Genomic DNA, 24,325 nt, shown 5'->3' on the forward strand with positions numbered 1-24,325 from the left:
GTGCGTTCCGCCACATTCTGGGAACACCGACGACCATGCAATCGCCCTGGCCGGGGGGTGAGGTTGAGCTTCGGCGCCTGCGAGATTCCTCCCCGCATCCTGCACGGTCTGAGACGCCTCGCGTACTGCGGGGCGACCCTGTCAGGAGGTCTCCGTGTTCTCCTCGCGTGGCTCCTGCCCTCCGGTTGCTACACTCCGTCCGCTGGTCCATCATCCAGCAGCGGAGCAGCGTTGCGTGGCAAGCCCTGGCGGCTGGCCCGCTGGAGAGGAGCCGTGGCGCATGGCGAGCGGACCTGAGAGCGGACCCGAGGACCGGCCGCGCGCAGACGCCCTGCACGACGACCCTGCCACTGTCGCCCAGGCGGTGGCCGGCGATCAACAGGCGTTCGCGCGGCTGCAGGCGGCCTGCGAGCACGTCGTGCGCTGCACGATCCGCCTCCAGGTCGGCCGGCGCACCGAAGATGGCCGCACGTTTGTGGACCGCGCCCTGGTGGACGATCTCGTTCAGGTGACCTGGGTGCAGGTCTGGCAGAAGCTGCCGACCTACAAGCCGGAGCTTGCGAGCTTCGCGACGTTTGCTCGGTACTGGGCCAGGATCATGGTCCGCCGCTACCGCGATACCCCCGTCGGCAAGGGTATCGAGACGCCGATCGGCAGCCTGCTCGACCGCGACGACGCCGACGACGGACCGAACGACGCCTTCGACCGCTTCGGCGCGTCGAGCGCCAGCCAGGCTCCGGACGACGCCATCGCGGCCGAGGTCTACGACGAACTGTTGCTGGTCACCTTCCAGACGGCCAGCCCGCCCCATCAGTTGATCGTCTTCGGCCTGACCAAGGCGACGGACCTCAAGCCGCGCCAGATCGCCGCCGAGTTCTCGCATGAGCCGCTCACAGCCCTGGCCGACCGTCTCGAACGGGCGTACCTCGACCGGTCCGATCTGCCCGCCTCGCGCATCCGGCCGGCCTTCGAGCCGCTGCGGGATCGTCTGACGCGCCGCTTCGACGAGGTCGTTCGCGACCCGACGACGCTGGCGACCTACCCCCATGTGCACAGTCGCATCGTTGGCGAGACCACCCTGGCCGAGTACTACACGGCTGAGCCAACCGCGAACCTGACGCAGTGGTGGCACGCCGTCAAGCGGCGGGTCATCGCCGATCTTCAGCGCCGCGCCGATGGCCCCCTGGCCGAGTTGTTGCGGCAGTCTCAGCGGATGAACGCCAGGCGTGGCGTCGGCGAGCGCCCCAGCCGCTAGCCGCCCGACCTGCCGCAACGGAAGGATCACGGTGCCGATCATGAACGCCCCCACCGAGCATCTGAGCCCGAGTCCCCATCTCAGCCCGCAGACCATCGCCGCCTACGTTGCAGACACCCTGGCGGACGATGCGCTCTCGGATGTGGAGCGGCATGTCGCTCGTTGCGACGACTGTGCGCTGGCCTCGCAGGAGGCACTCGCGGTGGGCGACATGGTGGACCGGTGGAATGCCCAGACGCACGGCGTGGCGGTGCGCGGCAGCATCATCCTGCAGGCGCTCTCACTGGCGCGGGTCCGCTCGACGGTCGCGGCCCTCCAGGAGCGCGTGGCCGCCTGGGAGCGTCGCTGGAACGGGCAGGTCGAGGCGGCGCTCCAGGTGGTCGTGGACGCGCCCGGGCAGGCCGCCCGCGTCCTGACCGAGGGCGTCGAGGGTCTGGCCCGCCCGAGCGCCGCCTGGCGGTTCGCGCCGGCCCCGGCTGCCATCCCGACGCGTGGCGCGGCCCGGCGAGGCGCGGCCCAGCCGATTGTGGTGACGGCCAGCGGCACAGCCGGCGGACCATCCGCCCGCGTGGCCGTCAGCGGCGAGCGCGGCGAGGTCGCCGTCCGCATCGACGGCGTGCCGGCCGGGCAGCAGCCGCCGCTGGTGCTGCTCGTGCCCATCGACCGCGGCCCCGCGCCCGTGAGCGCCGAGCCGCGCCTGGCCCTCCCCGAGCCGGGCGCCGGCAGCGACGCCTGGATCACCCGCTTCGAGGGGCTGGCCGCCGGCGAGTACCTGCTGGCCTTCGAGCCGCTCGGCTGACCCTTTGCTCCGAACCCTGATACATGCTGACGTGCACACGCGCGCAAGAAGAGCGCGCTGCTGTCGCCACGATGTCATGCTTCGCTGCGCTCAGCATGACATCTGTTAGATGGCGGCTTGCGCACCAACGAATGCGCTGCCCGTACGTCGTTTGCCCTAGCCTGGGCGGACGTCCAGCGTGTCCCCCTCGCAGGCCACGACGGTTCGCATCCACGGCGCATGCTTCGCGGCCCAGCGCGCCGCGTTCACCCCGACACGGTCCAGCGCGGCGTCGTCGCGGTCCGGGTCGTGGTGGTAGAGGGCCACGGCGCGCGCCTCGGCCTGCCGCCCCAGCTCCAGCACCTCCTCGACGAGCGAGTGTCCCCACCCGCGCTTCTGCGGCAGATCCGACGGGAGATACTGGGCGTCGTGGATCAGCAGGCCGGCACCCTGCGCGAACCGGGCCAGCTCGTCCATACTGGTGACGGGCGGCGTCGGCGGGGCAAGCTCGTTGTCGGTCAGGTAGCAGAGCGATGCGCCGTCCGCGTCGGTGATCCTGAAGCCGTCCGAGCCGCCAGGGTGGTTGAGCTGGATGCGCTGCACCCGGGCCGGCCCGATCTCGATCTCGTCCGTCTCGGCCTCCACCGTCGTCAACTGGTAGGGCAGGGCGTCGAAGCGCACCGGGAAGTGCTCGCCGTCGAACAGGATCGGGCGGCCGGCGTTGACGACGCGCGTCGAGCCGAAGGCGTACAGCACCAGCTGGGTCTCTGGACGGTAGACCGGCGCGAAGAACGGCAGCCCGAGGATGTGGTCCCAGTGCGGATGGGTGATCAGGAGGTGGATCGGGGCGCGGTGTCCCTCGCGCAGGAGCCGGTTGCCCAGCTCGCGGATGCCCGTCCCGGCGTCCAGAATGATAAGCGTGCCGTCTCGCAGGCGGACCTCGGTGCAGGCGCTGTCGCCCCCGTAGCGGACGGTGGAAGGGCCGGGCGTCGGCACGGAGCCCCGGACACCGTGAAACGTGACCCGCATGCGGCTCTATCCTTCTCGCTGGTGGATCTGGCTGGCCAGGGGATCGCCCGGCGCTCCACAGCGAGGGCGGGCCGCACAGGCGGCGCGCGATCCTGCGTGGTGCAGGGGAGACAGGAGCCCGCCTCCTGTCAGGCACGGCAGCCCGCTCCTTTCCCCGAAGCTGGCTGGCCGGTGGCTCATTATGACGTGAGATGCAGGATAAGGGAAGCGTCCCGTCCGGTTCCGCCCGGCGACGGAACCGGCGCGGCTGCCGGAACGTCACCACTGCGAGGTGCGCCACCATGCCACGGATTCTGATTCTGCACGCGGCCGTCGGCACCGGCCACACCACCGCCGCCAACGCCCTGGCCGAGGCGTTTCGGCGCAAGCAGCAGGGCGATGTCCGAGTCGAGGATGTGCTCGACTACGGCAGCACGCTCTTTCGGAAGGCCCTGGTTCGCTCCTACCTGGAAGTCAGCGGGCGCGCGCCGCTGCTCTGGAAGATGCTCTACGAGGCCAGCGACACCGACAGCCCGGCCCGGCTGGCCCGGGGCAGCGCGTTCCGGGAGCGGCTGGAGCGCGGGCCGGTCCACAAGCTGGAGCGGTTCGTCACCTCGTATCGGCCAGACGCCATCGTCTGCACCCACATGTTTCCGATGGACGTGCTGCGCCGTCTGAAGCGGCGGGGCGAGCTGCACGCGCCGCTGTACTCGGTCATCACCGACTACATGGTCCACGCGATGTGGATCAGCGACGGCGTGGACGGCTACTTCCTGGCCAGCGATCTGACCCGCGAGGCGATGGTGGCGCGCGGCGTCCCTGAGAAGATTCTGCACGTCACCGGCATCCCGGTGAAGCTGGAGATCGCCGAGGCGAAGACCGCCGCCGAGGCCCGGGCGCGGCGCGGCCTGCCGGCGGACGGTCCCATCGTGTCGCTGTTCGGCGGGGGCATCGAGCCGCAGCGGGCGCGGCAGGTGGTCTCGCGGCTGCTGGCCTCGCCGACGGCGGGCACGCTGGTGACGGTGTCCGGGCGCAGCGAGGGAGTGATGCAGGCGTTGAGCGACCTGGGCGACGGCCCCAACATCCGGCTGGTGAAGCTGGGACGCATCGACTACGTGGACGATCTGGTTGCGGCCAGCGACCTCGCCATCACCAAGTCTGGCGGGCTGATCGTCAGCGAGATCCTGGCGCGCGGCACGCCGATGGTCGTGATCGACCCGATCCCCGGCCAGGAGGAGTGGAACGCGGACTTCGTGGCTGCCAGCGGGGCCGGGGTGCAGCTGCGGCAGGTCGAGTCCGTGCCACCGGTGGTGCTCTCGCTGCTGGAGCAGCCGGCCCGGCTCACGATGATGCGCGAGCTGGCCCAGAAGGTAGGCCGCCCGCGGGCGGCCCTGAACATCGCGGAGCAGGTGCTCCAGGAGCAGCGCTCAGGCATCTATCGGTAGTCCTTCGGCACACTGAAACCGACTGCCTCGCCGTCAGGGGCCGACTACGCCGAGGCGGTGACGGGCGACACGCGCTCGCCGCGCCGCGCCCTCCGCGACTTCAACTGCTACCCGTGGGTGCTGGACTTCGCGGATCGGCTGCTGGCGCGCGGCTCCTCGGATGCGGACGTGCAGGCGATCCTGGGCGGGAACTTCCTGCGCGTCTGCCGAGAAACCTGGAAGTGGGCCGGCGCCCGGCCGAACGGGCCTCGACGCCGGCTGCTACTCGGCGGCGGGGGCTGCCGGGGCTGGCTGGCTCCAGGCGCCGTCGCCGGGCCGCGCGAACGCCACCTGATCCCGCCCGGCCTGCTTCGCCTGGTAGAGCGCCTGGTCCGCCCGCTCGATCCACGATTCGAGCGGCTCGTTCCGCTCCAGCTCGGCCACGCCCAGCGAGGTCGTCAGGTCGATGCGGCGGCCGTCGTGCTCGGCGGAGGCCGACCGCACCATCTGGCGGAAGCGCTCGGCCAGCCGCAGCGCCGACCGGCCCGGCGTATCCGCCAGCAGCACCGCGAACTCGTCGCCGCCGTAGCGCCCCACGAAGTCGGAGCGGCGCGGGAAGCCCCGTGCAAGGCAGTCTGCGAAGGCCCGCAGCGCGGCATCCCCGCCACGATGCCCGAACGTGTCGTTGATGTGCTTCAGGTGGTCGACGTCCACCAGGATCAGGCACGTCGAGCGCTCGAACGCCGTGCCGACGTGGTGCCAACGGCGGATCGCGCCGTCGAACGCCGCGCGGTTCGGGATGCGGGTCAGGCCGTCCAGGCGGCTCTCGACCTTGACCTCCTGCAGCTGCTCGGACAGCTCGTTGACGCGGGTGCCCAGCTCGTCAAGCTGCACCTTGAGCCGCTGCTCGCGGTCGCGGACCGCCCCTGAGAGCACCCGCGCGACGCTGTTCACCTCCTGCTCGATGGTCGTCAGCGAGCGGCTCATGATCGCCGCGCGCAGCCGCTCGAGCTGCTCGAGTACCTCGCGGTCGCGGTCGCGGGTGTCCGAGACCGTCTTCGCCATCTGCGCCGTCAGGTCCCAGATCAGCTCATGGGAGTGGGTGACGGCCCTGGCGACCTGTTCGCACTCGTGCTGGCGATGGGCTTGCACGAAGCGCCGCGCGCCGACCCAGTCGCGCTCACGCGGGAGGACCGGGCGCACTTCGGCGTCTGGGTCGTCCGGGAGGTGGTCTGGATGGGGGCCGCCGATGGCGAGGTGGGTGGCCCAGGCCTCGAAGCGCCGGCGAAGGACGTTGAGATCCTCGTCCCCGACGTCCAGCGAGTAGCGCCCGAAGGTGCGGAACACCGAAACGATGGTGTCGATCGCCGCATCTTCCTGAGCCGTATCGTAGCGGCGGATGGGCGTCGGCCCGCTCGCGCCGGGGGCACGGCTGGACGTCCCAGTCTCGTCAGGGAGGATGTCCATACCGGGCTTCTTCCAGATCATACGCACAGCCTCATGGTTGCTATCTCGACCGGGGGGCAGCCGTTGTGGCCGGGGCTGCCTGCGCCTCGCTCGTCGCGGCCTCCGCGACGATGCTCGCGTGACGATGGCAGCCCATCCCACTTTTGGAACGGGATTTCGTGCGCCGCCGTGCCCATTTCCAGCCACGGATTTGGCGCAGGCCGCGGTTGCAAAACGTGGAGAGCCCGCCGCCGGGCGGCCGTCAACCGTTTGCGTGTGCGTGCAGGACACCGTCTGCCGCCAGGGCGGTTGCATGTTCGTTGGTGTCCCCGAAGCATCATGGAACGGGCGGTCGGGGGTTGAAACCCCCGCCTACAGTCACGCCGTCGCTGCGCGACGGACACCGGCCACGGACAGGGACTGGTGCGACTGGCGCGTCGCGCAGCGACTGCAGGATGGTAGGCGGGGCTTTCAAGCCCCGACGCCGCCGCACGACGACATCGACATGCAATCGCCCTGGGTGAGTGAGGGGTTTGTGGCGGCTCTCCAGCCCTCAACGGGTACACTACGATCCGTCCTCGCACTGCTTCGGGCAGCCCGAGACGCGTCACGCTTGACGGATGGGAGGCTCGTCTGAACGCACTTCCGCTCCGTGACAACGGCCTCACATTGCCACGGCCTCTCCGTTCATTCGACTGGAACGTCTGGTCTCGCCGCCTCGAATGGCTGCTGGCAGGCGTCGCTGCACTGACGATGCTCGCCGCTGCGCTGACTGGCCACGCCGCAGTAACCATCCCTGCCAGTGTTGGGCTGATGCTTGCCTGGGTCGTGATCCGGTACTGTTTCTCCGGTGTCGAGCGGCAGGCCATGTCGATGCTGCTGCTGGCCGGTTTTGCGATTCGTGCCGCAGCGGCGCTCGCCCTCCACCCGTTTCTCATCACCAATCAGCGACGCGGAGATGGCCGCATCGATGTCTATCGGGGGTTCCTCTTCGAGGATGACCGAGCGTTTGATGTCGTCTCCTGGGCGCTGGCCCGCCTCTGGTCCGGCGAGCTGGCGAACACCGCGAAGTCGCAGGACTACCTGATCAACAACTACACCGTGATGATGGGCTGGGTCTACTACCTGTTCGATCACGACGTGGTTGGGCCGAAGCTCCTGAACTGCTTGTTCGGCGCGCTCACGGTCGTGGTCGCCTACGCACTGGCGAAGGAACTGAGCGGCCCACGGGCCGGCTACTTCGCCGCGGCCCTGGCGCTGGTCTTCCCGTCCACCCTGCTGTGGTCGATCCTGAACCTCAAAGACACGCTCGTGGTTCTTCTGATTGGCCTGACGATGCTCGGCGGCCTGAAGTTCTCACGGCGACCGTCAATCATCTGGGCCGTCGTGACCGTCGCGTCATTTGCAGCGCTTGAGAATCTCCGCCTCTACGTCTTCTTTGCGCTGGGCTGGCTTCTCTGGATCGCATTCTTCGTGATCAACCGGAAGCCCTGGCGCGAGCGCCTCAAGTACGGTGTGCCGTTCGCGCTGGCGCTGCTGTCGGTGGTGTACATCACCAACGAGACTCAGTCGCTCGGCCTGCGATACCTGAGTGCGAAGCGGCTTGAAGCTCTGGCGAGTAGTCGCGAGTTCGGCGCCAAGAATGCCGAGACCGGGATTGTTGAGGTCGACGATCTTCCGCGCTCGGCAGCGGACGGCTACACAATCCAGTTGAGGACCGCGCCGAAGGTGCTGCCGTACGTCCTGTGGGGACCATTCCCCTGGATGGCCCGCTCCGCGCGCGAATTTGCTGTGATCCCCGAGACACTGGTCTGGTACGGGATGCAAATTCTGATCGTCGCAGGGCTGATCGGTCGGCGGCGTGACCGCTGGCGAGAGCTGTTCTTGCCACTCGCGTTTTGCGCCGGCTTATCCTGTATCTTCAGCCTGATTGAAGGGAACGTCGGCACCATCTATCGGCACCGGGCGATGCTGCTGCTGCCGGCTTTTGCGATGGCTGGCCTTGGATTTGACTGGCTGCTCACACGGCAATTCCGGCGGGTCGACCGGCAGGTGACGGCGTCCGTCAGTCCAATGCCGGGTGCCAGGGCGGTTTGACATGACACGCTTTCTGATCACTGGCGGGGCCGGCTTCATCGGATCGAGCTTGACGCGCGCCGTCGTCGAGGGTGGCGACGAGGTCCGGGTGCTCGACACGTTCCTGACGGGTCGCGAGGACAACCTCGCCGACGTGCCCGACGTCGAGATCGTGCGCGGGGACATCCGCGACCTCGACACGCTGCGGGGCGCGATGAAGGGCGTCGAGCGGGTGCTCCACCAGGCTGCCGTGCCGTCAGTGGCGCGCTCGCTGAAAGACCCGCTCCTGAGCAACGAGGCCAACATCACCGGCACCCTCAACGTGTTGCTCGCGGCCCGCGACGCCGGTGTGCCACGCGTCGTCTTCGCGTCGTCCTCGTCGGTCTACGGCGACACCCCGACCTTGCCGAAGGTCGAGACGATGACCCCCAGCCCGCTCTCGCCGTATGCCGTCACCAAGCTGACCGGCGAGCACTACCTGAAGGTCTTCCATCGGCTGTACGGTCTGGAGACGGTCGCGCTGCGCTACTTCAACGTCTTCGGGCCGCGCCAGGATCCAACCTCCGACTACGCGGCGGTGATCCCGCTGTTCATCAACAAGATGGCGCGCGGCGAGGTACCGCGCATCCACGGCGATGGCACCCAGTCGCGTGACTTCACCTACATCGACAACGTCGTGCAGGCGAACCTGCGCGCCGCCGAAGCTCCTGGCGTCGGCGGCGAGGTTTTCAACGTGGCGTGCGGCCAGCGCTATACGCTCCTCGACCTCGTAGAATCGCTGAACAGGATTCTCGGCACGAACATCACGCCGACGTTCGGCCCGGACCGCCCTGGCGACGTGAAGCACTCGCTGGCCGACATCAGCAAGGCGCGCGAGCTGCTCGGCTACGAGCCGGTCCGCACGTTCGAAGAGGGGCTGGAGCGAACGGTCGTCTGGGGTCGCGCCCAGCTCGCCTGATGGCCGAACGTCTTGTCTGAAATGCTGACGCTCACCCATTTGCTCGACAGGAACTGCCCGTGAAAGCGCTCTTCATCGTTCCGTATCCGACCGAGGCCCCCTCGAACCGTCTGCGAGTCGAGCAGTACTTCCCGTACCTCGACAATCACGGCGTCGAGATCATCCTGCGGCCGTTCATGTCGAGCGACCTCTACAACATCCGCCACGCGCCGGGCAGCATGATCCGCAAGGTGGCGTCGCTCGGGTTCAGCACCCTGAGCCGCTTCATGGACATCCGCCGGGCCGAGGGCGCGGACGTGGTGTTCGTGCACCGAGAGTCGTTCCCGGTCGGCGGGCCGTTCATCGAGGAGAAGCTGGCGGCGGCCGGTCCGCCGATGGTCTTCGACTTCGACGACGCCATCTATCTGCTCAACACCGGGCTGACCAGCCGGACCGTCGGGCTGCTCAAGCGGCCGAGCAAGACGGCGCGGATCATCAACCTCTCGACCACCGTGATCGCCGGCAACGAGAATCTGAAGGCGTACGCTTCGGACTACAACCGCAACATCGTGGTGATCCCGACGCCGGTCGATACCGACAGCTTCGTGCCGCGCAACGGCCCGCGCCCCGGCAGTGACAGGAAGGTGGTCATCGGCTGGCAGGGCAGCAACACGACGGCCCCCTACCTGCGCATGGTGGCCGACGCCCTCGCCGAGGTCACGCGGCGCTACCCACAGGTCGAGATCCAGGCGATTGGCGGCAGCTACGTGCCGCCGGTCTCGCCGTCGCTGACGGTGCGCCGCTGGAGCCTGGACCGCGAGCTTGAAGACCTCCACGGCTTCGACATCGGCATCATGCCGATGCCCGACACCGAGTGGACGCGCGGCAAGTGCGGCTTTAAGGCGCTGCTCTACATGGCCTGCGGGGTGCCGCCCGTCTGCTCGCCAGTCGGCATGACGACCGACATCGTGCAGGACGGTCAGAACGGCCTGCTGGCGTCTACCACTGAGGAGTGGATCGAGAAGCTCTCGCTGCTGGTGGAGAACCCGACGCTCCGTCGCCAGATGGGCGAGGCCGGCCGCCAGACCGTTGAGGATCGCTACTCGCTGACGACGCACGCGCCGCGCTTCCTGGAGACGCTCCAGAAGACGGCCGAGCTTGGGCGCTGGCGGCGGCGCAGCCGGCGGGCCGTGCCGTACGCCGGCTGGATCACCGAACCGACGTTTCGGTAACGTCCGAGTTCCTCACTCTTCGCGGACGGTGAGGGCGACAGCTTCTCAGAAGCGACCGCCCGTCACCACGTGCAAAGCATGCAACTTCCCATGTCATCCTGAGCGCAGCGAAGGACCTCACCCGCTGACGCGACCGTTGACGGTCAGCGGGTGGTGCGAATATTGACGGTGTGGGAGGGGCGCACGATGACGGTCATCCGCTGACGCGAGCGTTGACGGTCAGCGGGTGAGGTCCTTCGCTGCGCTCAGGATGACAGCAGAAGTCGTACGCATTCCTGCGAATCTGCCATCGGCCACGCCAGTTCTTCTACCGCCGGGACAAACGCTCCAGGTAGCGGCAGAAGCGCTCCAGGACGGCGTCCTGTGCGTACCCGGCGGCGGTCGTCATACCGGCCTGGCGGAGGGCGGCCCGCCGCTCGGGATCGCGGACGAGGGCCAGGATCGCCCGTGCCAGGGCGGCTGGGTCGGCTGGCGGCGTCATCAGGCAGTTCTCGTCGGGCGCGGCGAACTGGCGCACGCCGCCCGAGTCGGTCGTGATGACCGGGCAGCCGACGGCCATCGCCTCCAGGGCCGGCAGCCCGAAGCCCTCGCCGCGCGACGAGAAGACGAAGATGTCGCAGGCGGCGTAGAACTCCGACATTTCGCGCTCAGGCTTCGGGTGTGCAACGCTCGACGGAAAGCGTGTCGGCAGCTCGACCTCGTCTGGCGCGGCGATGCTGAACCGGATCGGGAGGTCGGTCGGCAACTGCTCGACGGCGCGCAGGAAGTCGGGGTAGCCCTTCGCCTCGCCCAGCCGCCCGATGGTGCCGACCGTCACCGTCTCGCCCGGCTCGCGGGCCGGCCCTGGTTTGAACACGTTCAGGTCGATCCCGTGCCCCACGACATATGCTGAGCGGTCACCGGTCTGTTGCCTGAGCCACTCGGTGGTGCAGATCTGCTGCAAGGGCAGTCGGTAGCTGATCCAGGCCAGCAGGGCGCGCACCAGCCGGCTCGGCAGCGAGGCGTCGGCGTTCAGGCCGTGGCTCAATGGCTCGTAGCCGCGCACGTTGTACGCCAGGATCGTGTGGTCGCCGTGCAGCCACTTCGAGGTGACGGCTATGTACGCTGTCGTCCAGTAGTTCGCGAGGCAGACGTCGGCGCCAGCCGTCGCATTGAGCGCAAGGCGCGCGAGATGGATCAGCTTGCGGGCGGGTGCAGGCAGCCTGCGTGGGCCGGCCGTCAGCACTGTGAGCCGCACGCCTGATGCGAGAGGCGCGGGCGGCGTCGCGGCGTAGTCGGGCGCCAGGATGCGGACGGCGTGGCCGCGCGCGGCCAGGGCATTCGCCACCGCCACCAGCGACTTCACCCCGCCGGAGAGGTTGAACCCGGCCAGCGGGATCGAGACGCGGATGCGGCGCGCACCTCCCACCCCCTGACCCCCTCCCCCGCTCCCGCGCACAGGCCCGGTGGCCTGACCGGGTTGGGGGGTGAGGGCCTCTTCCCGACTCACGCCTGGACCGACTTCCCGCCGCGCCGCAACTGGATCCCCGCCAGCTTGACCAGCCCCAGCGCGATCTTCCGCGCGTGCGAGTCGGCGGTGTGCGCGCGCGCCGCCCGATTCCCCGTCGCGATGAGCCGCTTCCGCAGCGCGTGGTCGGCGATGAGCCGCTCCATCGCGTCGGCCAGGGCGGCCGGGTCGGACGGCGGGACCAGCAGTCCGTTCACCTCGTGTTGGACGAGCGTCGGGACGCCGGCCACGTTCGAGACGACGATGGGCAGGCCCGAGGCCATCGCCTCCAGGAGCACGCGCGGCACACCCTCGCCGGGCAGGGTCGGCAGCACGAACAGGTCGTGCTGGCGGGCCAGTGCGAGCACCTGGGGCAGCGTCCGCGACCCCAGAAACTCGATGCGGTCCGCGATGCCGGCCGCGCGCGCGGCGGCCAGCACGCGCTCGCGCTCCTCCTCGCCGAGCGTGCCGACCGTTGGCCCGACGATGGTCAGGCGCACGTCATGGCCCCGTTCGACCAGCATCGCCAGGGCCGGCGGCAGGAACCGCAGCCCCTTGCGCGGATCGATGCGGCTGACCGTCAGCAGGCGGATCGGGGCGTGGCCGGGCGTGCCGAGGCCGGTGTCCTCGCGGCCGATCACGTCGGCGTCGCCGATGGTCGAGGTGGTGGTGAGCAGGACGTCGCGGTTGGGTCGGTGGTACTTCGCGTAGAGGCCCTGCCCGTTCACGAAGGCCGGCGCCCAGGCCACCATCCGCGCTTGCAGCCACGACTCCAGCCCGAGGTACAGCTTGTAGGCCAGCCGTTTGAGGCTGTCCACCTTCACGGACTCGGACACGCCGTCCAGGTCGCCCACCACGATGGTGAACAGCGGGCGGCGCAGGAGCTTGCTGAGCGCGTAGGCGTAGACGCCCAGCGGCGTCGGGATGCGGATGCAGACGAGGTCCGCGCCGGGGAGGGTGCGCCACAACTGTCCCAGCGCAGCGGGAAGGGCGCGGTAGAACAGCGGCAGGCGGTCGTAGAACGGGAGGGGCCACAGCGTAACGTTCTCCGCGCGCAGCCGGTATGCCTCGCCGGGGAACGGCTGGCGGCGCTCCGGCACGATCAGGTCGACGTGGTCGACGAACCGCGCCATCGACTCGACGAAGCGGCTGAACGAGCCTTCGGCCTCCCAGAGCCCGCCGTCGGGTGCACGGTAGTACGGCCGGTGGTAGACGATAGCGAGCTTCATGCAGGCAGCCCAGCCGCATGCACTATCGACGTGCTGGCACACTCGGTACCTGCGCATCGCCAGCGCTGACGACGAATATTGTCATTCTGAATATTGTCATTCTGAAGATTGTCATCCTGAATACTGTCATCCTGAATATTGTCATCCTGAATACTGTCATCCTGAGCGCAGCGAAGGATCTCACCCGCGCGTGTGCTGATTCGGTATGTGAGATGTTTCGCCGCGCTCACCATGACATGGCTCCTCAGGGTCGCCGCTGGAGCGGCCGGGGGCCGGCCGCCAGCAGCCGCTCGTACAGCCCGATCAGCTTCTCGGCGCTCTTGCGCCAGGAGTGACGCTCCAGCACGCGCTGCCGTCCGTTCAGGCCCATCGCGCGGGCGCGCCCGGGGTTGCTGAGCAGCGCCAGGATCGCCTGGGCGAAGCCGCTGGCGTCGTTGGAGTCGGCCAGCAGCCCGTTCTCGCCCTCCGTGACGTAACGCGGCACCCCGCCGACCCGCGTCGCTACCACCGGGCGCTCGCAGGCGTTCGCCTCCAGCACGCAGTTCGGGGAGTTGTCGAAGATCGACGAGAGCAGGACGACATCGGACGCCGCGTAGAGGGCCGGCAGCCGAAACTGTGGCTGGTGACCCAGGAACGTGACGCCGTCTGACAGCCCCAGGCGCGCGACCTGTTCGCGGACCTGACCCTCCAGGGCGCCCTCGCCCACCATCACGAGGGCGGCGTCGGGCCGGGCCGTGCGGACCTCGGCAAAGGTGTCGATCAGCATCGGCAGGTTCTTGAGCGGCACGAACCGCCCGACGTAGAGCAGGATCGGCCGTCCGGCCAGTTGCGAGCGTAGCTCCTCATCTGGCTCGACCGGCCGAAACAGCTCGGAGTCCACGCCGCCCGTGATCTCGACCAGCTCGCGCCCGAGCGCCTGCTCGAAGTTGAGCGCGTCCCAGCCGTCCCCGATGATCGCGTCGGCCTTCGGAACGTACGGTCGCAGCCACTTCGCGGGCAGGCCGCCCTGGTTGCGAATGATGACGGGAAGAGGTCGCCGCCGCTTGACCTCGACCACGGGATACAGTCCAGCCGCCTGGAGGATGTCGATGGGGTAGGCCGGATCGGCCACAAGGTTGACGACGGCCTTGCTGAACCGCTTGAAATCCTGGTTCAGCAGGAAGGTTGCCAGCCGTCCGGTCTTCGGCAGCACCATCAACCGGTAGACCAGGTCTCGGAAGTACGGCGCGCGCAGGTATCGTGCTGGGACGCCGGCGATCGGGTGGCGCACCTTGCCCAGCAGCGGATCGACCGACACCAGCGTCACGTCGCAGCCGAGCGCGTCGAGATGGGTCGCGAACGCCAGGTCGCGGGTCTCGCCGCCGCCGCGCATCATGCTGAGCGTGTAGTTGACGATGGAGACGCGCAGGCGGCTGGACGCGCTCATCCGCGCACTCCCAGGAGGGCCGGCCGCCCGCTTCGCTCGGCGACGCCTTGCCGGTAGAGGGCGGCCAGCTCGCGGGCGTGCTGCTCGATGGAGAAGCGAGCGCGCGCCTCAGCGGCAGCCGCCGCGCCAAGCGCGAGCCGCCGATGCTCGCTGGCAGCCAGCCCATCGAGGGCGTCGGCCAGGGCATCGACGCTGGCCGCCGGCACGAGCAGCCCGGTTCGCCCATCGCCGACCACCTCGGGGTTGCCACCGACGCTCGTCGCCACGACCGCCCGTCCTGTGCCCATCGCTTCGACCAGCGCCAGGGACAGCCCCTCCCACTGGGACGGCAGCACGAAGATGTCCATGGCGGCGTAGAGGGTGTCGCGGTCGCGGCGCATCCCTAGAAACCGCACCCGCTCTCCGATGCCCAGCCGTTCGGCCTCGGCTTCGAGTTCGTCGCGGAGCGGCCCGACGCCGGCCAGGAACGCCACCAGCTTCGGGTGACTCGGCGCGAGCCGCGCGACGGCCTGGAGCAGCGTCCGCTGGCCCTTCTGCTCGGTGAGCCGCCCGAGCGTCCCCAGGACGATGGCGTCCTCGGGCAGGCCGAGGGCGGCCCGGGCCGGCGCTCGATCCGCGACCGTCGGCTGCCGCCCGAAGCGGACGGCGTTGTAGATGACGGCCATCTTCGCGGCCGGCACGCCGACCTGCCGCTGGTAGAACTGCCCGACCACCGCGCAGCAGGCCACCACACGGTAGGTCCGCGCCGCCAGCGCCCGCTCAAGCAGGGCGTGGCGCTTCGGCTTGCGCTCGTAGATGTTCTGCTCGGCGGCCAGCACCACCGGCACGCCCGCCATGATCGCGGCCAGCCGCCCGTAGATGCTGGCCACGATCAAGAAGGTGTGCACGATCTCTGGCCGCTCGCGTTGGAGCAGCCGCACCAGCCGCAGGAAGGCGGCCGGGTCGCGCGGGCCGGGCTGTCCGCTGGCAAGCTGAACCGGCACACCGGCGGCTGCGATCTCCTCGGCGATGGGGCCACGCTTCGTGAGCGCCACCACGCCGGTCTCGACGCCAACGGATGGCAGCGTGGTGCTGGCCCCCAGGACCAGCTCTTCGGCCCCGCCCACACTGAGATGCTGGCAGAGGAACAGCGCTTTCACGGGTGTGCTCCGGTCGCCGCCCCGACCGTGTCTCGGAGCGGCAGCCCCAGCGAGCCGGCGATCACCGCGGCGATGCGCGCCGCCGCCTTGCCGTCGAAGCGGGTGTACCGCTCGACGACCTCTTCGCGCTTGCGGCGCAGGCGGTCGCGGGCGACCGAGTCGGTGAGCAGACTCCAGACGGCGTCGGCGAACGCCCCGTGCGTCCGGACGTGGACGGTCCCGCCAATCGGCTCGAACTGGTCGAAGTGCGGCACCTCGTCGAAGTTGACCGTCACAATCGGCCGGTCCAGCAGCATCGCCAACAGGACCGTGGACGAAGACGACGAGATGAACAGGTCGCAGGCGGCGATCAGGTCCGGCATCTCGGCCTGGGTGAGGACCGTCACCGGCGGATCGAGCGTCTGGCAGAAGGCGTAGTCTTCGGCGTGCTCGCGCGGGTGCAGCTTGAGGACGAGGGTGCAGCCGTCGATGGTCTGAATCGCCTCGGCCATGGCGCGGACGTTCGCTTCGAGGGTCTCGTGGGAGATGACCTTGCGCCAGAGGACCGGCTGCGTGGCGTAGAGGGCCACCGTCTCGGTGAGGGGCATGCCGTACTGCTGGCGAATCGCCAATCGGGCAGCGGCGTCTGCGGTCTGCGCGCGGCGGTAGACGGCATCGTGGGTGGGGTGGCCGGTCACGACGATCTCGCGCTTGCGGACGCCCTGCGCCACGAACTGGTCGCGGAATGCGCTGCCCATGACGGCGAACTGCTCGGCCTCGCCACCGCCGTAGCTCTCCACGAGGGTGAACCGCAAACCCAGTGCGCCCAGAATCGACTGGTAGACCGTACGCGTCAACGGCCCGATCCGCTGCCGGAGCGGGCTGCGCTCGCGTTGCGGGGTGGCCGGGGCGTACTGGATCTTCCGCAGGCGGTCGTACATCTCCTGGGGGTAGCTGAAGGCCCACTGCACGACCAGGGTCGGGAGGCCGGCGGCGTTCGCCTCGCGCACCAGGAACCGTTCGAGGAGCAGGGTGTCCTGAATCACGACGACGGCTGACGGTCCGATCTCGCGGAGCATGCGCTGAGCCAGCGCTCGCGCCCGGCTCAGCCGCGCGATCTCGTCCACCGTGGCAGCACCCGGCAGCCGCCCAAGGCCCGCCGGCAGGGTCTGGCCCGGGAGCGCGACCTCGTACAGCGGGACGCCGCGCTCGGCGAGGGCCGCCCGCGCCCAGTCGCCCGGCGCGTGGTGGAAGAGCACCGAGCACGGCGTCTCATAGTCGGCCTGCAGACGGTCGATGACCGGCAGGAACGTCCGTAACGTCTCGTCAGGCTCACGGGCCACGAACAGGACCGGCCGCTCAGGCGGGCGAGGTGAGGTCAGGCGTTCCATACGGCGCGGAAGTGTACCACGCGCGTACCCCGTCCCTTCGAGAAGCCGGCTCGCGTTGAGCGCTCAGACGCGGTAGAATCGGGCCAACTTCGCGAAGGACGTGCTGGGTTCGTGCCGTGGGTGTGTGTCTCACGGGCGAGGGGTGAACGGTGAGCAGCCGGGCTGCAATCGACTGGGTCGGTCGCTACCGCGCGTGGCTGGCAGCGGCGATGCTCGGCGCGGTCGCCGTGAGCCTCGGCGTCCTGATTGTGCGGCGTCCGGAGCCCCCGCGAGTGGTCGTCCAGCAGCAGCCGACCGTCAAGCCGGTCGCGGCGGTGTCGCCCCAGACGCCGGCGGTGCTGGTGGTCCACATGAGCGGCGAGGTGATCGCCCCTGGCACCTATCGGTTGCCGGTCGGCGCGCGGATCGAGGATGCGCTGAAGGCGGCCGGCGGACCGAGCGGCGAGGGCGACATCCACCGGATCAATCTGGCCGCCCGGCTCGCGGATGGGCAGCAGATCGTGGTGCCGAAGCGGGTCGACCCGATGCTGGCCATCGCCGCGCACATCCCCAGTCCGACCCCTGGCCGGCTGAGCATCAACACGGCCTCGGTAGCCGAGCTCGACCGTCTGCCGGGCGTCGGGCCGGTCACGGCGCAGCGCATCGTGGCCTACCGCGAGCAGAACGGCCCGTTCGAGAGTATTCAGCAACTGCGAACGGCGAATCTCGTGAACGCCACGACGTTCGAGCGGATCAAGGAGCTGGTCGACCGGTAGTCTCGGCCGCGGGCTGGTGGCTCGGCAGGCGTGAATCGCAGGGTCGCTCGGTGCCCATCGTCAACCTGACAGCAGCGAGAAACGACCTCGCGTCCGTCATTCCGACCGCGGCGAGGCACGAGCACACCCTCTCGTCATCCCGACCCCATTCGGCACGCTCAGGGCAAGCTACGCGAGGAACGCCCTCCCCTCCGTCATCCCGACCGCGGCGAGGCACGAGCGGAGTGGAGAGGGATCTTCTCCTTCTGTAGCGTGAGGAAGATCCCTCGACTGCGTTCGCACGCTCACTCCGCTCGGGATGACGGTGACGGGAGCACCCTCACGTCGCTCGGGATGACGGGGGAAGTGCCGGCAGGCTTGCCCTGAGCGTGCCGAACGGGTCGCTTCGCTCGGGATGACGGGGGAAGCGTCGAGTGACCCGACCCGGTCGTTCACGACTGACAGGCTGCTAGGCCGGGCTGGACGATGGGCGCGGAAAGTCGTCGGGCAGGATCGCGCCGAGCAGCCGCGCCTCCCGCCACGAGCAGCCGCGTGTCGAGGCCCCGATCATCGTCGCCCCGCTCAGCTCAGCCCGTTCGAGGTCGGCGTTGTCGAGCGTGGCATCCACGAGGTTGACGTGACGCAGGTCCGTGCCGATCAGCGATGCGCCGGTCAGGTTGGCCCGTTCGAGGTTCGCCCCCTGCATGTTCGCGCCGATCAGGTCAGCGCCATGCAGGCTGACGCTCTGAAGCGTGGCTGACTGGAGGTCGGAGAGGTAGAGGCTGGCCTCGCGAAGCTGTGCGCCGCGTAGATCTACCCCACGCAGGTTGGTGTGTCCAAGGTCCGCCTCGGAGAGAATGGCCTGCTGCAGACGCGCCGTGGTCAGATCCAGGCCGCGCAGGAGCGCACCGCGCAGGTTGGCAGCACTGAAGTCGGCGTGGCTGATGTGCGCCTGCTGGAGGTCGGCCCGCGCGAGCGTGGCCGATTTCAGGCTCGCGCCTTCGAGGGTCACATTGGCGAGGTTGACGGCCGTCAGATCGACGCCGTCGAGCACCGCGTTTCGCAGCGAGCACCCGGTGAGCTGTGCGTCTCGGAGGTCCGCACCGCGCAGGCGCGCCCGTGAGAGGTCGGCCCCGGTCAGGTCCGCGCCGCGCAGGTTCGCGCCCGAAAGGTCAGCCCCCGTCAGCTTCACGCCAGCCATCGCTGCCCCCGCGAGGTCCGCGCCGGCGAGGTTGGCGTCAGCAAGGTTCGCGTCGCGGAAGCGGGCGCGCGCCAGGCGCATGCCGGTGAGGCGCGCCCCACTCAGCCGTGACTCGGAGAAGTCGGCCGCCACCATGCTGGACGATTCCAGGTCGATGCCCCAGAGCGCCGTGCGCCGCAGATCGAGGCCATCCACGCCCCCCCGCCCGAGCACCGTCAGCACGGACTGGATCTCCACGTCTGGCTCGATGCCGGTGCTTCCGACGTGCGCGTGCTGGCGAATGTAGGCGGCCAGGAGCTCCATGGTCGGCGTTCGGTACGAGTGCGCCTCGCGGGCCACCTGTTCGACAGCGTAGATGCCGCCCAGCCGCGACTCGACCGAGGTCTTCTTCGAACCGTTGTCTCGCCCGAGCAGGCCGACGGCCGCCGCCCAGCGCTCGGCAATCGAGGTGCCGCGCGCAACGCTCAAGGCTTGCGTCACAACCGCGTGGATCCGCCAGTTCATCACCAGCATCGCCAGCAGGCCGATGATCAGCACCCCGTCCACGAGGAGCTGGATCTCGACGGGGACACTCATCGTCGGACCTCGGGCGCACCTGGAGTGGGAACGCCACGGCCCCGGGTTCGGCCCGCGCCTGTCCAGCGCCCGGCCGAGCCTGCCACCCCGCCCTGTGGCGCGGCGGCGTACTCAGGGGTCTTGGCGCAGGATCGCGGGCCGGCCTGAGGCTCTGACGCGAGATTCCGACAATTCACAATGCTGTATCCTACCGCGCCCCGGGGGCGCGTGTGTTCCCTTCGATGGTTGTGATTCTGTTCCCGAGCGGCAGGGTTTCGCGCGGTGAGCGCCGCCTTGTTGCGGGCACACCTATAGCTGGCTAATGTCGCGACAGCGCGCCTATTCCTGGATTAGCGTTTTGTCAAGAATTCGTCTTAGGTCACAGTGTCGCGACAGACGGATGGTAACAGGCTGCATGAATTCTGTACAGCCCTGTGCGCCCAGCGTCGTCGTCCATGCGACCACCATCCTCACGATTGCTGCGTCGGCGCGCCACCGACGTGTGGCGCGCCGCCTCATCAGGTAACAACGACTGGTGAGGCCGTTTCGTGCGGATTTGGGGTGGCGGAACCCGACGTTCTCGGCGGTCGGCACTTGACGGTCAGGGTGCTCAGTACTATCCTCGCGCATCACCGGTGCGCTTGCCGAGCGCACGGCGAGACGCAGGGGGCGTGGGTGGGCAGCGCGGGGCTGATCCTGGCAGGCTGCTGGAGTGTTGGCATCGCGGTCAGCGCGCTCGTGGCGCTGCCCCCGCTCCTGACGGCGCTGTCGGCCGCCGTCTCGCTGTGTGCGGCTGGCCTTACACCATCCGCCAGGATTCGCCTTCTGGCGCTCGGGCTGTCGGCCGGTCTGCTGGGCGTCGCCTGGGCGTCGTGGTGGGCCGCGGCGCCCTCGGACGACCCGCTCACAGCGTATGCTGGCGCGGTGGTCGTCCGCGCCCGCCTGCTCGACGCTCCGACGCCGCGTGGCTCTCGGTTCGAGGTCGTGGCGCAGGTCGAGACGATCTCCCGCGCGCCTGAGCCTCGCGAGGCTCGGCAGCCGGTCAGCGGGCCGGCCCGGGTGCTTCTGCGGGCCTCGACCATTCCGGCGTCGCATGACGATCTGGTCGAGCTGCGCGGCCAGCTCGCTCGACCCCGTTCGCGGCCGGGCTGGCCGCTGGCCGAGATCCTGGCGCGGCGCGGTATCGGCTGGACCCTCGACGCCGGGATCGTGCGGGTGGTGGAGGAGGGACGGCCGGGACTGCGCCGCTGGCTCGGGGAAGCTCGCGCGCTGGCCGAAGGGACGGCCCGCGAGCAGCTTCCCGAGCCGCAGGCTTCGCTCCTGGCCGGCATGGTGTTCGGGGCGCGGGCCGGCCTGCCGCCGGATCTGCGGGCCGCCATGAGTGCGACCAGCACGTCGCACCTGACCGCCGTGTCCGGCGCCAACGTGGCGATGGTCGCGGGCGCGCTGCTGGTGCTGGCGCTGACCGTCGTCGGGCGTGCGCCGGCCTGCGGCCTGGCCCTGGTCGGGGTCTGGCTCTACGCGTTGATGGTCGGAGCGCCGCCATCTGCGCTGCGGGCCGCTGCGATGGCGACCTTCGCGCTCACGGCGCAGGCGCTCGGTCGGCAGCCAGACACCTTCGCCGCGCTGCTGGTGGCAACGGCGCTGCTGCTGGGCTGGGATCCCGGGTTGGCGTTCGACCTCGGGTTCCAGTTATCCGTCGCCGCGACGGCCGGACTGATCGTGCTGAGCCCCTCCATCCAGCGCAGGCTTGAAGCCGTGCGCGTTCCGTCGCCAGTGTCCGGGTGGATCGCGGTGGCCGTGGCGGCCCAGGTCGCGACCCTGCCGCTGGTGGTGGGGACCTTTCAGCGAGTCTCCCTGGTCGGACTGCCTGCGAACGTGCTGGCCGCGCCACTGGTCCCGCCGATCATGGTGGTGGGCGCGCTGCTGGCGTTGCTCGGCGGGCTGCCTGGGGTGGATGTGGCGCTGGGATGGCTCGGCTGGGCGCTGACCAGTCTGCTGCTCGGCCTGATCGTCGGGTTCGCCGGCCTGCCCGGCGGCACGATTGCCGTTGGGCAAGCGCCGGTCTGGCTGCCCCTGTTCTGGTACGGCGCCCTCGCCGCATGGGCTGCAGGCGGCTCGGCTGACCTGCGGGCGCTCGGCCTGCGTCCTGCCGTGATGTGGTCCGGGCTGCTCGCAGCCGCCCTGGCGCTGGCCGCCCTCTCGCTCGCCGGCCTCGCTGTGGGCGGTCGTGACGGATCGACGGTCGCGGCGATCCTCGACGTGGAGCCGTCAGCCGCCGTCATCCGGGCGCCGGACGGCCGCACGACACTGGTGATGACGGGTCAGTCCGGCCCTGACGTCGTGGCCGGTGTCGGCAGCCAGCTCGATCTGTGGGAGCACCGGCTTGACGTGGTGGTCGGGCCGGGCGGTCTGCGCCTGGCCGTCGATCTGTTGACTGCCGGCGCTGTGGCGGACGTGTGGCCAGCGGGCGACCGGTGGTCGGCGACGGCGACTCCGCTCGCACCGGGCACGACGGTGGACCTTGCTGACGGCGTCCGTGTCCTCGTCGTAGACGTGCGGACGGCCGGCGAGCAGCCGGCTCTGGACCTGCTCATTCAGCTTGATGGGCTTGAGCTGGCGTTGCCCGGACCGGGTGCGCCGTCTGACCGCTGGGCCGGAGCGCTCTCAGGCGCGCCGCTGGCGGCCCGGCTCCCGCGCAGCGGCGCGAGCTGGGCGCGCTCGCTGCCGCCGCAGGCGTGGCTCCTGCTGATCGGCGATCCTGGCACGGCGCGCGCTCGCGGCGAGGCTGGCGTGCCGCTGCTGCTGGCCCGTGATTTCGGGACCGTCGAACTGACGATTCATGACGGTGGCATCGGCGCGCGCACTGAGCGCTGCCCGTCCGGCCAAAGCTGCGACCTCTTGCTGCCACCGCCCCAGTTCGGGCCGCTGTTGCTGTCCGCCGAGTAGCCGGCTTTGTGGCGTCACCTGTGGACAAACCTGTCAAGTTCCTGAGGGTGGGTGTATGCCGGAGAGGTCCGCTCCATTGGACTCGTCTGAGTCCCTCGCTTCTCTGGTAGAGGCTGGCCAGAGGCCCTTTCTGGCCTCAGCACTTCGGCGCAGCAGACGGCGGCGGCAAGCCTCAAAGCCGCGGATCCCTGGTGGTTTGTGGCCACCTTCGCCCTGCTGCCTCGCTGGGCACAGGTTTGGTGTGTCCAGCGACCGACCCTCGTCGGTTTGAGGGTGCGCCAAGGGAAGCCTCATTTATCCAGGAGGTGTGATTCCTTCCCCGCCAAGGCCCAGCCAGCCAGCGGGAATCGAGTCTTGCGCCGCGCGAGGTATCGACCGCGGCGAAGCGTAGACAGAGCGACCGACAGGCCACAACGCAAGTGAAGCGGATCAGCCCCGTGACCGATGTAGAGCAGATGCCGACCGTGTCCTCAAACGGGAAGGCTCCAGTGGGCGTGGGCTATGGCGACTGCGCCGGAGAATCTACCGGGGTCGAAGCGCGTGGCACGCCGGGCAACGGATAGGTGGAGGAACTTGGGAAGCCCACGGTGGTCTCACCCGGTGAGTAGCGCGAGCGAAGGCGTCAGCGACCGCGATGCTGCCGAGGGTGGCAGAGCGGCCCGTAGTACCGAGGAAGCGGGGCAACGCCCGTGGAGGAAAGGGGCGGCGCAGGACAGCTTGCCCGACGAGAGACACATGGCGGCACCCGAGGCCGAATCAACCGTGTCCACGAAACTCGCCGGGCTCGTCGCACGGGCGAAGAAAGAAGACCGACTCACCAACGTCGTCCAGTACGTGGACGAGGAGCTGCTGCGCCTCCTGAACAACTGGCTGAAAGCCGGCGTGGTGGAGCGTGGGGTGGTCACGCAGGCGAGCGAGGGAGTCCCACAGGGCGGCCCCGTCAGCCCCGTGTTGGCGAACGTCTACCTCCACTACGTGCTTGATCTGCGGTTCGAGCGGCGCTTCAAGAAGAACTGCCGGAGCGTCGCGGAGCTGACCCGGCGCTTCGCGGACGACTTCATGGCGGTGTTTCGGGACCAGCAAGATGCCGAGCGCTTTCAGCAGGAGTTGGAGGGGCGGCTGGCGGCTTTCGGGCTGCGGGTCGCGCCGGAAAAGACGGCGAAGCTGCGCTTCGACGGCAGCCTGTTACGGGGGCCGGGGCGCCCGGTCGAACGGCCGGCGACCTTCACCTTCCTGGGCTTCACCCACTATCTGACGAAGGCGCGGAGCGGCTGTATCCACCTGGGACGGAAGCCGAGCGCCAAGGCGCGTGAGCGCTTCTTGTGCACAGCCGCCACGTGGCTGACGGCGAACCAGCACGTTCGGGTCCGGGCCCAGCAAGCCAATGTGACACGGATGCTCTGAGGCTACTACCAGTACTTCGGACTGCGCCTCTGTGGACCGGCACTCGACGGTGTACGGTGGCGAGTCCGCAAGCTCTGGTGGGCGACACTGCGGCGGCGCAGCCAGAAGGCGGCACGTCACGGTGATTGGGCAAGCTTGAACGCCAAGCCCTGGTTCCACCTCCCGTCACCCCGGATGACGCAGGCCTGAGTCTGATCCTTTGACTGACCGTGCGACCGATCTGTTCTGGGGAGCCCGGTGCGGGAAATCTGCACGCCGGGTTCTGACCGGGGGGCGGAAGGGCGACCTTCCGTCCCTACCGGACCCGAAGCTTCGCTGGTGGGTCACTTGGCATGAGCGTCGCCATTGATCGAGTGCGGTAGGTCGGCGATGGATCGGCCGACGAGCGATGGCGCCGGAGCCGCCGAGGGCGTGGCGGTGGCGCTGAGCGGGGTGTACAGCGGCATGACGCCGTGCGCGACCAGCCACAGGACCAGGCTCGGGGTCTTGTGGCCGCTCAGATTGTCGAGCACGAGCAGCAAACGGAGGGGGGGCAGGCGGTCGGGCAGCGTGAACCGGACGGTGAGCCCGGCCTGCCAGCGCTGCCAGGTCGCGCGGCGCTCGGCCTCGGTCTGGGCCGGCGGCTCGGGCAGCGTCGCCAGGATCGCCGTCAGTTCGGCCTCCAGCCAGGGGTGCA

General features: G+C 69.4%; 19 protein-coding genes. 9 read left to right on the forward strand and 10 right to left on the reverse strand.

Going from position 1 to position 24,325, the window contains the following annotated elements; genetic code table 11:
• Window positions 1-280: 280 nt before the first annotated feature.
• Both IT306_11225 and IT306_11230 read left to right on the forward strand, forming a co-directional pair.
• On the forward strand, window positions 281-1,255 hold the full coding sequence (locus tag IT306_11225) for a sigma-70 family RNA polymerase sigma factor (GenBank protein MCC7368988.1): 975 nt from the start codon (window positions 281-283) through the stop codon (window positions 1,253-1,255).
• Between the two features lie 31 nt (window positions 1,256-1,286).
• Window positions 1,287-2,054 (forward strand): hypothetical protein, encoded by a 768-nt coding sequence (locus IT306_11230; protein ID MCC7368989.1) that lies wholly within the window; start codon window positions 1,287-1,289, stop codon window positions 2,052-2,054.
• Window positions 2,055-2,210: 156 nt separating this feature from the next.
• Here the strand turns inward: IT306_11230 and IT306_11235 are convergent, their stop codons facing one another.
• Window positions 2,211-3,062: an MBL fold metallo-hydrolase gene (locus tag IT306_11235; protein ID MCC7368990.1), complete on the reverse strand. Its 852-nt coding sequence runs from the start codon at window positions 3,060-3,062 to the stop codon at window positions 2,211-2,213.
• A 281-nt stretch (window positions 3,063-3,343) separates the two neighbouring features.
• Between IT306_11235 and IT306_11240 the strand changes: the two genes are divergently transcribed.
• Window positions 3,344-4,486: a UDP-N-acetylglucosamine--LPS N-acetylglucosamine transferase gene (locus tag IT306_11240; protein MCC7368991.1), complete on the forward strand. Its 1,143-nt coding sequence runs from the start codon at window positions 3,344-3,346 to the stop codon at window positions 4,484-4,486.
• A 261-nt stretch (window positions 4,487-4,747) separates the two neighbouring features.
• Here IT306_11240 and IT306_11245 read toward each other — a convergent pair whose 3' ends face one another.
• The gene (locus tag IT306_11245; protein MCC7368992.1) at window positions 4,748-5,953 is read right to left on the reverse strand and encodes a diguanylate cyclase; all 1,206 of its coding nucleotides are present in this window, start codon (window positions 5,951-5,953) and stop codon (window positions 4,748-4,750) included.
• Between the two features lie 711 nt (window positions 5,954-6,664).
• Here IT306_11245 and IT306_11250 point away from each other — a divergent pair.
• From IT306_11250 to IT306_11260, 3 genes are read left to right on the forward strand one after another with little or no spacing between them, the layout of a single operon-like run.
• Window positions 6,665-8,008 (forward strand): glycosyltransferase family 39 protein, encoded by a 1,344-nt coding sequence (locus IT306_11250; GenBank protein MCC7368993.1) that lies wholly within the window; start codon window positions 6,665-6,667, stop codon window positions 8,006-8,008.
• Window position 8,009: 1 nt separating this feature from the next.
• Entirely contained in the window at window positions 8,010-8,945 is a 936-nt protein-coding gene (locus IT306_11255) for an SDR family oxidoreductase (GenBank protein ID MCC7368994.1), read from the forward strand.
• A 59-nt stretch (window positions 8,946-9,004) separates the two neighbouring features.
• Complete coding sequence (locus tag IT306_11260) at window positions 9,005-10,156, forward strand: glycosyltransferase family 4 protein (GenBank protein MCC7368995.1); 1,152 nt, start codon at window positions 9,005-9,007, stop codon at window positions 10,154-10,156.
• A 307-nt stretch (window positions 10,157-10,463) separates the two neighbouring features.
• On the opposite strand, the gene IT306_11265 is transcribed toward IT306_11260, so the two are convergent.
• The 6 genes from IT306_11265 to IT306_11290 form a co-directional block, all read right to left on the reverse strand.
• Window positions 10,464-11,564, reverse strand: a complete 1,101-nt coding sequence (locus tag IT306_11265; protein MCC7368996.1) for a glycosyltransferase family 4 protein — start codon at window positions 11,562-11,564, stop codon at window positions 10,464-10,466.
• A 77-nt stretch (window positions 11,565-11,641) separates the two neighbouring features.
• Window positions 11,642-12,871, reverse strand: a complete 1,230-nt coding sequence (locus IT306_11270) for a glycosyltransferase family 4 protein (protein MCC7368997.1) — start codon at window positions 12,869-12,871, stop codon at window positions 11,642-11,644.
• Entirely contained in the window at window positions 12,868-13,104 is a 237-nt protein-coding gene (locus IT306_11275; GenBank protein MCC7368998.1) for a hypothetical protein, read from the reverse strand. Before IT306_11275 ends, IT306_11270 begins: the two co-directional genes overlap by 4 nt.
• A gap of 11 nt (window positions 13,105-13,115) precedes the next feature.
• A complete protein-coding gene (locus IT306_11280) occupies window positions 13,116-14,297 on the reverse strand; it encodes a glycosyltransferase family 4 protein (protein ID MCC7368999.1) in 1,182 nt (393 codons plus the stop codon).
• Window positions 14,294-15,436, reverse strand: a complete 1,143-nt coding sequence (locus tag IT306_11285) for a glycosyltransferase (GenBank protein ID MCC7369000.1) — start codon at window positions 15,434-15,436, stop codon at window positions 14,294-14,296. Before IT306_11285 ends, IT306_11280 begins: the two co-directional genes overlap by 4 nt.
• Window positions 15,433-16,806: a CDP-glycerol glycerophosphotransferase family protein gene (locus IT306_11290; GenBank protein MCC7369001.1), complete on the reverse strand. Its 1,374-nt coding sequence runs from the start codon at window positions 16,804-16,806 to the stop codon at window positions 15,433-15,435. The genes IT306_11285 and IT306_11290 overlap by 4 nt, the downstream gene beginning before the upstream one ends.
• Window positions 16,807-16,955: 149 nt before the next feature.
• On the opposite strand from IT306_11290, the gene IT306_11295 reads away from it, so the two are divergent.
• A complete protein-coding gene (locus IT306_11295) occupies window positions 16,956-17,561 on the forward strand; it encodes a ComEA family DNA-binding protein (GenBank protein MCC7369002.1) in 606 nt (201 codons plus the stop codon).
• A 448-nt stretch (window positions 17,562-18,009) separates the two neighbouring features.
• On the opposite strand, the gene IT306_11300 is transcribed toward IT306_11295, so the two are convergent.
• Window positions 18,010-19,317, reverse strand: coding sequence for a pentapeptide repeat-containing protein (locus IT306_11300; protein MCC7369003.1), 1,308 nt, complete (start codon window positions 19,315-19,317; stop codon window positions 18,010-18,012).
• A gap of 654 nt (window positions 19,318-19,971) precedes the next feature.
• Here IT306_11300 and IT306_11305 point away from each other — a divergent pair.
• Together IT306_11305 and IT306_11310 are read left to right on the forward strand one after the other, a co-directional pair.
• Window positions 19,972-22,245, forward strand: coding sequence for a ComEC/Rec2 family competence protein (locus tag IT306_11305; GenBank protein ID MCC7369004.1), 2,274 nt, complete (start codon window positions 19,972-19,974; stop codon window positions 22,243-22,245).
• A 735-nt stretch (window positions 22,246-22,980) separates the two neighbouring features.
• The gene (locus IT306_11310; protein ID MCC7369005.1) at window positions 22,981-23,649 is read left to right on the forward strand and encodes a hypothetical protein; all 669 of its coding nucleotides are present in this window, start codon (window positions 22,981-22,983) and stop codon (window positions 23,647-23,649) included.
• 323 nt (window positions 23,650-23,972) lie between these two features.
• Here IT306_11310 and IT306_11315 read toward each other — a convergent pair.
• On the reverse strand, window positions 23,973-24,325 hold a 353-nt coding region (locus IT306_11315), incomplete at its 5' end, for a transposase (protein ID MCC7369006.1).

Source organism: Chloroflexota bacterium (genome assembly GCA_020850535.1).
GTDB lineage: Bacteria > Chloroflexota > UBA6077 > UBA6077 > JACCZL01 > JADZEM01.

Bases quoted from the DNA above. Each gene is read 5' to 3' on its own strand.
- IT306_11225 (MCC7368988.1), top strand. From the start codon at position 281: ATGGCGAGCGGACCTGAGAGCGGACCCGAGGACCGGCCGCGCGCAGAC.
- IT306_11235 (MCC7368990.1), bottom strand. From the start codon at position 3,062: ATGCGGGTCACGTTTCACGGTGTCCGGGGCTCCGTGCCGACGCCCGGC.
- IT306_11240 (MCC7368991.1), top strand. From the start codon at position 3,344: ATGCCACGGATTCTGATTCTGCACGCGGCCGTCGGCACCGGCCACACC.
- IT306_11245 (MCC7368992.1), bottom strand. From the start codon at position 5,953: ATGATCTGGAAGAAGCCCGGTATGGACATCCTCCCTGACGAGACTGGG.
- IT306_11250 (MCC7368993.1), top strand. From the start codon at position 6,665: ATGCTCGCCGCTGCGCTGACTGGCCACGCCGCAGTAACCATCCCTGCC.
- IT306_11255 (MCC7368994.1), top strand. From the start codon at position 8,010: ATGACACGCTTTCTGATCACTGGCGGGGCCGGCTTCATCGGATCGAGC.
- IT306_11270 (MCC7368997.1), bottom strand. From the start codon at position 12,871: ATGAAGCTCGCTATCGTCTACCACCGGCCGTACTACCGTGCACCCGAC.
- IT306_11275 (MCC7368998.1), bottom strand. From the start codon at position 13,104: ATGGTGAGCGCGGCGAAACATCTCACATACCGAATCAGCACACGCGCG.
- IT306_11280 (MCC7368999.1), bottom strand. From the start codon at position 14,297: ATGAGCGCGTCCAGCCGCCTGCGCGTCTCCATCGTCAACTACACGCTC.
- IT306_11290 (MCC7369001.1), bottom strand. From the start codon at position 16,806: ATGGAACGCCTGACCTCACCTCGCCCGCCTGAGCGGCCGGTCCTGTTC.
- IT306_11300 (MCC7369003.1), bottom strand. From the start codon at position 19,317: ATGAGTGTCCCCGTCGAGATCCAGCTCCTCGTGGACGGGGTGCTGATC.
- IT306_11310 (MCC7369005.1), top strand. From the start codon at position 22,981: ATGGCGGCACCCGAGGCCGAATCAACCGTGTCCACGAAACTCGCCGGG.